We start from the raw sequence: 8,219 nt of genomic DNA on the forward strand, positions 1-8,219 counted from the left end.
ATTCCAGCGTAAAGCGGTTGCCGTCCATATTGACCATCGACGTAATGCCATGCGCAGCACAGTGGCGCAGCCCTGCGGCCACCTTTGCACGGTCAATCGCCGTCTCCGCCGCACTCGGCCACGGGCTCGGCTCCTCTCCGGTCGCGATCCCAAGGTTCAGTCGCGCCTCGCCGCCAAGCGCAATCACGGGGGCAAAGGCCTCAAACTCGCGCAATTCGCCGGTGGCAAGCCCATCCGCGCCCATCACCACCTCGTGCCCGTGGGGGCAGTGCATCCCCTGCAATATCCCTGCCGCTTTCAACGCAGCCGTATTCGCCCAGACCGTATGATGATCGGCAGCCGTGATCGCGATGGGCCGGTCCGGCAGCACACGGTCCAAATCATGCCGCGTCATCGGATGGTCCAGCATCGTATAGCTCCCCCCTTGCGCCATCAACAAAGGCGCATCAGGGTTTATCGTGCCAAAACCCGCAAAAGCCCCGCGCAAAGCGTCCATCCCGTAAACCCCGCCCAGCTGCAAATGCGCAAGCTCGGCCCCGCCCAGCACCAAATGCAAATGGCTTTCCACAAATCCGGGCAGCACGGTGCGGCCGCGTGCATCAATCACATCGGTACGCGGGCCCGCCAGCGCCTCGATCACCCTGCGCGACCCCACAGCCAGAATGCGCCCAGCCGCCATCGCCACCGCCTCGGCCCGTGGGCAATGCGGGTCCATCGTCAAAACCCGCGCATTCGTGATAATCCTGTCCGCCTGCATCCCTGCCCCCATCTTTGCCGGCAGCGAAACCCCGCGGCCACGATACTTCGTAAACTGGAAAACCAACGCGAATTATATGGTACGCGCGCGCGGGCGGCCGTCAACCCGTGACCGCGCCTGACCAGATGATCGGTCAAACCAACCTTTCAGTCACGCCCCCCAAAGCCACGTTTTGGCGGAAAACCGACCATTGCTTGCACGACGGGCTTGACCCAACCCACCGCTTCGTCCTCTATCGGGGAAAATGAATATGCCGGCGATGCTCGGCGCCAAAAGGAATTTCCAAATGTCGAACCCAACCAGCCCCAACAGCAACGCCGGAAAATCCGTGCTCGCCTCTGACCTCAAGATCACCGGCGACATCGTTTCCAAAGGCAGCGTCGAGGTGATGGGCGAAGTGGATGGCTCGATCACCGCCGACACCTTGACGATCAGCCATGAAGGCGCGGTTAAAGGCACTATCGGCGCGAAAACCGTGGATCTACGCGGCAAACTGACAGGCAAGATCGACAGCGCGACACTCACCCTGCGTTCGGCAGCCCAAGTCACCGCCGACATTACCTATTCCACCCTGTCCATCGAAAGCGGCGCGCAAATCGAAGGCTCGTTCAAGATCAAAAAGGCCTAACCCCCCTTATTGCGCGGGCGGAATGGAATAGGTCAGCCCTGCACGGGCAACGGGGGCGGTTTCGCCCTCGGACCAAATCAGAACATCGCCCACCGCAAGCACGCGCCCCAGCTTCAGCACGCGGGCTTGTGCCACCAATGCCCGCCCAGCCGCAGGTTTGCGCATGAAATCAATACTGCAATTGGTGGTCACCGCCAGCGCCACAGGTCCAAGCCGCGCCAAAATCGCCAAGTACATCGCCACATCGGCCAGCGCGAACATCGACGGCCCCGACACCGTGCCGCCGGGGCGCAAATGGCGCGCCTCGACATTCAGCCGCACCTCCAGCAGGTCCTCCTCGACCCGCGTAACGGTAAAATCTTCAGCCACTTGCGCGAAATCCCGCGCCAAGAACGCGGTCAGCGCCGCTTGATCCATCACAACAGCCATATCTCTCCCTTGGGAAATCACCTTTCCCTGCGCCACAACATCGCTACACTTCCCCCCAACTGCATAGCAAAACGAAAGACATGACAAGATGACAGACCCTATTTTGGTCCGCGAAACTCTTGACGGCGGCATCGCCCGCCTCACCTTGAACAGCCCCCACAGCTTGAACGCGCTGTCCGATGCCATGCTCGCCGCGCTCTCGGATCAACTGGCCCAAATCGCCACCGATAAAACCATCAAGGTCGTCATCCTGCGCGGCACGGGCAAAGTGTTCTGCGCGGGCCACGACCTCAAGGAAATGCAGGCAGGCCGCGCAAGCCCCGACAAAGGTGCTGCCTATTTCGCCGATCTCTTCAACCGCTGCGCCGACGTTATGCAAGCCATCACCACCCTGCCCCAACCGGTCATCGCATCCGCCCACGGTATCGCCACCGCCGCCGGTTGCCAGCTTGTCGCCACCTGCGACATGGCCATAGCTGCCACAGGCACCCGTTTCGGCGTCAATGGCGTGAACATCGGTCTGTTTTGTTCCACGCCCATGGTCGCGATGACCCGCAACGTGCATGCCAAACACGCCTTTGAAATGCTGGTCACTGGCGAATTCATCTCGGCCACCCGCGCCCACGACATCGGCCTGATCAACCGCGAGGTCGCCCCCGAGGCGCTGGACGATGAAACCCTCGCCCTTGCACGGCTCGTGGCCTCCAAACTTGGATCCGCCGTGCGCATCGGCAAACGCGCGTTTTATGATCAGCGTCAACTCTCGCTGGCCGATGCTTACGCCCATGCAGGTAAGGTTATGGTCGAAAACATGCTGCACCGCGACACCGACGAAGGCATCAGCGCCTTCTTGGAAAAACGCCACCCCGATTGGCCCAGCTAACCGTGCGACACAATCCAACGCGAAATCATCAGCGCGCCCAGCGCCATGGCAAGGCTTGCGCCGATCATGCCCATCGGCCCCGCCGTTTCAAACAATGATGCCGCGATCAACGGCGCCACGGCCGATGCCCCCAGCGATGGAATCGACAGCATCCCGCTGATCGCGCCAAACTGTTCGCGCCCCAACCTCTCGGCCACCAGGGCGGGGCGCAAAATCGTCATGATCCCCATCGCGCCGCCCTGCAACGCGGCAAAGCCAAAGATCATCACCGCAGACACCCCGGCCCCCGCCAGAAACACCGATGCCGCGATCATCATGCCTACCGTAATCGCCAACACCTGCCCCGTGCCCACCCGAGCCTCGACCCGCATCAACACAAACCGCCCCAACGTTTGCGCGGGGCCAACAGTGGCCGCCGCCAGCACCGCCCAACCGTGGCCAATACCCATATCCACCAACAAGGGCACCAAAAAGCTGATCAAAATCCAATGGTTCAGCCCAACAAGACCAAACAGCGCCGCCAGCCCCCAAAACACAGGGGCACGCAAGGCGGCCCTGACAAACCCTTTGCCAGCCGCAACCTCGACTTCCAATGCCGTTTCCGCACGGATCATCCGGCAGGCCAACCAATGCAAAGGCGCCGTCACCCCCAACATCACGCCACCAGCAACCATCACCGCCACGCGCCAGCCGAACGCATCGGCCAGCCACGCCCCCGCCGGAAAGGCCAGCGTTGATGCCAGCCCCGCCACCAATGTCACACGAATAATCCGCGCCCGCGCATCCACCCCAAAGCGCCGCACCAGATAGGCAAAGGCCACCTCGTATAAACAGGCCGATTGCGCCACACCAATAACGGCCCACAGCGCGAGGTACTGCCAAACGGTTTGTACCTGTGCCAAGGCCAGCAAGGCCAAACCGCCCAAAGCCGCCCCGCCCAGTAGCAGCGCCTGCCCCCGCCCGTTGTCAACCTGCCGCCCCATCAGCGGGGCCAGCACCGCCGAAACCCCAATCGCCAGCATCGGGCCCAGCGCAAACAAGCGTTTATCCCAGCCCAAATCGGTTTCCAACGACAGGATCAGTGCTGCAAAACTGTAAAACAAACAGGCATAGCCCAGCGTCTGCCCAACCGCGAGCATCCAGACGCCAAGGCCACGCCGACTTGTCAAAGCTTGTAAATCGCGCGGAACTTCTCTTCCAGATAATCCAGCAGCGGCCCTTCATGGGGCGCAAAGCCACAAGCCCGCTCAATCACTTCACGCGGCTCATAAAGCCCCCCGTGGCACTGCACATTTTCCCGCAGCCACGTTGTCGCCGCCGACGTTTCGCCAACGGCCAACTGCTCATCCAGTTTCGGAATGGCCTTGCGCATCGCTTGGTTCAAACAGCCCGCATAAAGGTTGCCCAAGCTATAGGTCGGGAAATAGCCAAACAGCCCCACCGACCAATGCACATCCTGCAACATCCCGTTCGACGGCTTGTCCACGCCAAAGCCGAAATCGGCCTTGAACCGGTCATTCCATGCGGCCTCCAGATCGCTAACCCCAAGATCACCCGAAATCAGCGCGCGCTCTAGGTCAAACCGCAGCATCACATGCAGGTTATACTGCACCTCATCCGCTTCGGTCCGAATGTACCCCGCACGCACCTTGTTGACCGTGCCATAAAACGCATCCGCATCACGCGCGTTAAAATCCGCAAACTGTGCCCGCATTCGGCCCATCAACCAACCGGTAAAGGCGCGGCTGCGCCCCAACTGGTTCTCATAAATCCGGCTTTGGCTTTCATGCACGCCCATCGACACGCCCTGACCCAGTGGCGTCAGCGCATAATCGTCATCAATCCCCAGCTCATAGCAGGCATGGCCAACTTCATGAATCGTCGAGTAAAAACAGTTGAACGGGTCACTTTCAACTACCCGCGTAGTGATCCGCGCATCCGACCCGCCGCCACTGGAAAACGGGTGCACGGCAAGGTCCAGCCGCCCACGGCCCCAGTCATAGCCGAACGCGGTCGCCAATTCCCGCGCCACACGCATCTGGCCATCCGCATCAAACCGCCCTTCAATCGACTCAGGCTGATGGTCGGCGTCCAAAATCGCACCGCGCAGCGCCACCAGTCGTGGGCGCATCCCGTCAAACATCGCGCCCAAACTGGCCGCCGTCGCACCGGGCTCATAGTCATCAATCAGCGCATCATATAAATCGCCGCCTTGCGCCAAACAGGCCGCTTCCTCGCGGCGCAGCTCAATTACCCGCTTCAGGCTGGGCAAAAACGCTGCCACATCATTGCTCGCCCGCGCTTCGGCCCAAATCCCTTGCGACACCGATGTCACCCGCGCCAATTCCTCGGCCAAACGCGATGGCACCTTGGAATTGCGGGTAAATGTCCGGCGGATATGGCGCAAATTGGCTTTCTCAACCTTGCCGCTCGCTTCCGCTTCGGCCAGCCACCCCTCAAAACGGGCATCTGTGCGGCGTGCGTGCAGCACCGCCTCCATCGCGCCCGATTCCTCGGCCCGCTGCCCCGCAGCCCCGCGCGGCATCATGGTTTCCTGATCCCAGCCCAAACGCCCCGCTACCTGGCCCAACGCCTCGGTCTGGCGCTGGAATGCCATCATTTCCTCATACGCGCTTGCCCGAATATTCATGCCGTGCCCTTCCGGATAGACCCCTGACGGGGATACAAAGACAGGTGCCGCGCCCGCAAGATCAGCACCCAAAGAATCACAGCACCAATTTGATGCGCAATCGCCGTATGCAACTGCGCCGCCGTCAGCACCGCCGCAATGCCCAAAACCACCTGCCCCAGCATTATCACCATCACCCAGTTAAACGCCGCCCGCGTGGTACGGTGCGCCGATTTGCGCCCCCGCAACCAGACGACAACGCCAAAGGCAAACAAAGCATAACCGCTCATCCGATGCACAAATTGCACCAATCCGGGGTTTTCAAAGAATGCATGCCAAACCGGCAAACTGCCCCCTGCCCCATCCGGCACATAAAACGCATCCGCCGGAAAAAACTGCCCGTTCATCAAAGGCCAGGTCGGAAAGCCGCGCCCCGCGTCAATCCCCGCCACCAAAGCCCCCAGCAAAATCTGCAAAAAGGCGAAATGCAGCAACCCCGTCGACAGGCCAAACAGCCGCCCCTCTTTGGCGCGGCGGGCCTGCAACAACTCTCCCTCGCTGCGGCCCAGTGAAAACACATACCACGCGATGAACCCAAAGATGATGAACGCTAACCCCAGATGCGTGGCCAACCGGTAGGACGCCACATCCACCCGCGCGCCCTCCAGCCCCGACGACACCATCCACCAGCCAATCGCCCCCTGCAATCCGCCCAAGCACCCGATGAAAAACAACCGCCCCGTCCAGCCCACAGGAATTTTCCGCGCCACCAAAAACCCTACGAACCCCACGAGCCAAACCAGCCCAATCACGCGGCCCAACTGCCGATGCCCCCATTCCCACCAGTAAATCTGCTTGAACGCGGCAAGGTCCATACCCTTGTTTTGCAACTGATACTCGGGGATCGCGCGATATTTCTCGAACTCCAGCAACCACGCCGCCGCATCCATCGGCGGCAAAGCGCCGGTCACAGGCCGCCATTCCGTGATCGAAAGCCCACTATCGGTCAACCGCGTCAAACCGCCGACGACGATCATCACCATGACCAGCGCAAACAGCAGCACCAACCACAGCCGAATAGCGCCGCGCGCGCAACCGTCTTTGCGCGCAATCATCCCACCTTGGGGCGCGCTCGGGCGCGTAACGTCGCCCACCTCTTCGAAAATACTGCGTTTGCCAGTCATGCAAAGGACTCCGTTCTGCGTGTCGGCCGGAGACTAGGCCGCTCCCCCCCCCGCTTCAAGACCCCGCGCGCGCTTGCCGCAGGGGAAACGACCTCATGGTCGACATGCCGTAACCTAACCCCTAGATGTAGATTGCGATATTTCGGCAACGCTACAAAACGTGACCGCCTGCGCCCTGTGCATTGACACCCATAGGGCCTAAATGGCGGGACACTTGGATGCGACCATTCTTGAAAAGGGATACCCTATGAAAACCATCGTTCTAGCCGCCGCCATCGCCGCCGCCCCCTTTGCAATCCTCGCGGGCAGCCTTGATACCGCAGCAGACCCAGTGGTAGCAGCTCCCGCCCCCTCTTATGTAAAGGCGCCGAAACTGGCCTTTACCTTGCGCGCCGGCATCGGTGGCGCACCCGCCTATTTCGGCGCTCAAGACCTCAAGGCTGGTCCCGATTTCAGCTTCAGCCTTGATTATCTGGCCCTGCCCGGCGGCCGGTCAATCGGCAACCCCGATCCGAACGCCGTATCCTACGGCTTTGCTCCCCGCGGCTCGTTCCGCTATATTGCCAAGCGTTCGGCGGCCGACAATCCTGAACTGGTTGGCCTGCCCGATATCAAAGCCGCAGTCGAATTGGGCTTCGGCCTCGGCTATACCCAGCGCAACTTTGAGGCCTTTGCCGATGTCCGCTACGGCGCAATCGGCCACCACGCTTGGGTCGGTGAAATCGGCGCAAACTATGTGGCCCACCCGTCTGACCAACTGACCCTGCGCATCGGCCCGCGCGTGTTTTTTGGCAGCGACAAATATGCCAATACCTATTTCGGCACAAGCGTGGCAACCGCCAATTTCCCCGTGGTGACACCCGCCAAAGGCGGCGCGCTCAGCGCAGGCCTAGAAGTGGGTGCGACCTATGCAATCAACGACACATGGGGTATCGACGGCGCTGTGCGTTGGGACAAATATCTGGGTGACGCGAAATCCTCGCCCATCACAGCCCGAGGCAAAGACAACAATGTCACCCTGCGCATCGGCATGACCCGCCGCTTTTCATTTTAAGAAACATGCAAAAACCAAATCAAATGGGGCTCCATAACCGGGCCAGCCCCTACTGTAAATGTTGATATCGAAATGACACTCCCTTGGTTGTAACGAAGGGAGTGTCATGCCGCATGTGTAGATCGATCAAAGCAAACTAAGGCTAGGGACCAGTTGGTTCCCAAGTGCTGCCTATGGTTTCAAGCTCATCGCCACCATCTGGGAGATCGGTGAAGACGCGCATATCTGAAGGGCGCAGATCTGGTTTTGACGGACGGGTCATCTCATGGATCACATCATCTGCCGATGGAAAGACGCCGACGCGCTCTAGCCCCCGCAACAACCCCACGGTTGATAGCAGGTGGAGGTTCGGCGGTTTGTTAAAGACACGGATTTTGGTGTCTTCAAAGTATGCGGTGGTTCCAGCCCATTGATTTGATGTATTCCTGACGCGTGATGCGCCTGCGAGAAGGTCTGCGGTAGCAGATGGAGGTTTTGCATGGCGGATGGTGGTGAGGGTTTTGTGGGGCGGTGCGAGGTCGTGGAACCTCGACGGCGCGGCAAGCGGCATTGGCCGGATGATGTGAAAGCGCGGATCGTGGCTGAAAGCCTGCAGCCCGGTGCCCGGGTCGTGGATGTCGCGGCGCGCTACGACATCCTGCCTCATCATTTGTCG

9 protein-coding genes (1 of these 9 running past the window's edge) are annotated in these 8,219 nt (G+C 60.6%); 4 read left to right on the forward strand and 5 right to left on the reverse strand.

Going from position 1 to position 8,219, the window contains the following annotated elements; genetic code table 11:
• A protein-coding gene (locus G560_RS0117600; protein WP_028914245.1) for an amidohydrolase crosses the window boundary here: on the reverse strand, nt 1-757 show its beginning. 905 nt of this gene lie to the left of the window's left edge; only the first 757 of its 1,662 coding nucleotides appear in the window; the start codon lies at nt 755-757; the stop codon falls past the left edge of the window.
• 286 nt (nt 758-1,043) lie between these two features.
• Between G560_RS0117600 and G560_RS0117605 the strand changes: the two genes are divergently transcribed.
• Nucleotides 1,044-1,385 (forward strand): bactofilin family protein, encoded by a 342-nt coding sequence (locus G560_RS0117605; protein WP_028914246.1) that lies wholly within the window; start codon nt 1,044-1,046, stop codon nt 1,383-1,385.
• Between the two features lie 6 nt (nt 1,386-1,391).
• Here the strand turns inward: G560_RS0117605 and G560_RS0117610 are convergent, their stop codons facing one another.
• A complete protein-coding gene (locus G560_RS0117610) occupies nt 1,392-1,814 on the reverse strand; it encodes a PaaI family thioesterase (RefSeq protein WP_022705595.1) in 423 nt (140 codons plus the stop codon).
• A gap of 88 nt (nt 1,815-1,902) precedes the next feature.
• On the opposite strand from G560_RS0117610, the gene G560_RS0117615 reads away from it, so the two are divergent.
• Complete coding sequence (locus tag G560_RS0117615; RefSeq protein WP_022705596.1) at nt 1,903-2,697, forward strand: enoyl-CoA hydratase; 795 nt, start codon at nt 1,903-1,905, stop codon at nt 2,695-2,697.
• On the opposite strand, the gene G560_RS0117620 is transcribed toward G560_RS0117615, so the two are convergent.
• From G560_RS0117620 to ctaA, 3 genes are read right to left on the reverse strand one after another with little or no spacing between them, the layout of a single operon-like run.
• Nucleotides 2,694-3,866 carry an MFS transporter gene (locus G560_RS0117620; RefSeq protein WP_022705597.1) on the reverse strand — a complete coding sequence of 391 codons (1,173 nt, stop codon included), beginning with the start codon at nt 3,864-3,866 and terminating at the stop codon, nt 2,694-2,696. The two genes, G560_RS0117615 and G560_RS0117620, sit on opposite strands and share 4 nt — an antisense overlap.
• Nucleotides 3,863-5,347, reverse strand: a complete 1,485-nt coding sequence (locus tag G560_RS0117625) for a carboxypeptidase M32 (RefSeq protein ID WP_033419513.1) — start codon at nt 5,345-5,347, stop codon at nt 3,863-3,865. Before G560_RS0117625 ends, G560_RS0117620 begins: the two co-directional genes overlap by 4 nt.
• Entirely contained in the window at nt 5,344-6,510 is a 1,167-nt protein-coding gene (ctaA, locus tag G560_RS0117630) for a heme A synthase (protein ID WP_022705599.1), read from the reverse strand. Before ctaA ends, G560_RS0117625 begins: the two co-directional genes overlap by 4 nt.
• Nucleotides 6,511-6,757: 247 nt before the next feature.
• On the opposite strand from ctaA, the gene G560_RS0117635 reads away from it, so the two are divergent.
• Together G560_RS0117635 and G560_RS20880 are read left to right on the forward strand one after the other, a co-directional pair.
• Nucleotides 6,758-7,564 carry a MipA/OmpV family protein gene (locus tag G560_RS0117635; protein WP_022705600.1) on the forward strand — a complete coding sequence of 269 codons (807 nt, stop codon included), beginning with the start codon at nt 6,758-6,760 and terminating at the stop codon, nt 7,562-7,564.
• A 478-nt stretch (nt 7,565-8,042) separates the two neighbouring features.
• Nucleotides 8,043-8,219 (forward strand): transposase (locus G560_RS20880; RefSeq protein WP_022705131.1); only part of this gene is annotated, 177 nt, incomplete at its 3' end.

Origin of the sequence: Pseudorhodobacter ferrugineus DSM 5888 (genome assembly GCF_000420745.1) — a bacterium.
GTDB lineage: Bacteria > Pseudomonadota > Alphaproteobacteria > Rhodobacterales > Rhodobacteraceae > Pseudorhodobacter > Pseudorhodobacter ferrugineus.

Excerpts from the sequence above, each read along its gene's own strand:
- G560_RS0117610 (WP_022705595.1), bottom strand. The coding sequence starts at position 1,814 with ATGGCTGTTGTGATGGATCAAGCGGCGCTGACCGCGTTCTTGGCGCGG.
- G560_RS0117615 (WP_022705596.1), top strand. The coding sequence starts at position 1,903 with ATGACAGACCCTATTTTGGTCCGCGAAACTCTTGACGGCGGCATCGCC.
- G560_RS0117605 (WP_028914246.1), top strand. The coding sequence starts at position 1,044 with ATGTCGAACCCAACCAGCCCCAACAGCAACGCCGGAAAATCCGTGCTC.
- G560_RS0117625 (WP_033419513.1), bottom strand. The coding sequence starts at position 5,347 with ATGAATATTCGGGCAAGCGCGTATGAGGAAATGATGGCATTCCAGCGC.
- G560_RS0117635 (WP_022705600.1), top strand. The coding sequence starts at position 6,758 with ATGAAAACCATCGTTCTAGCCGCCGCCATCGCCGCCGCCCCCTTTGCA.
- ctaA (WP_022705599.1), bottom strand. The coding sequence starts at position 6,510 with ATGACTGGCAAACGCAGTATTTTCGAAGAGGTGGGCGACGTTACGCGC.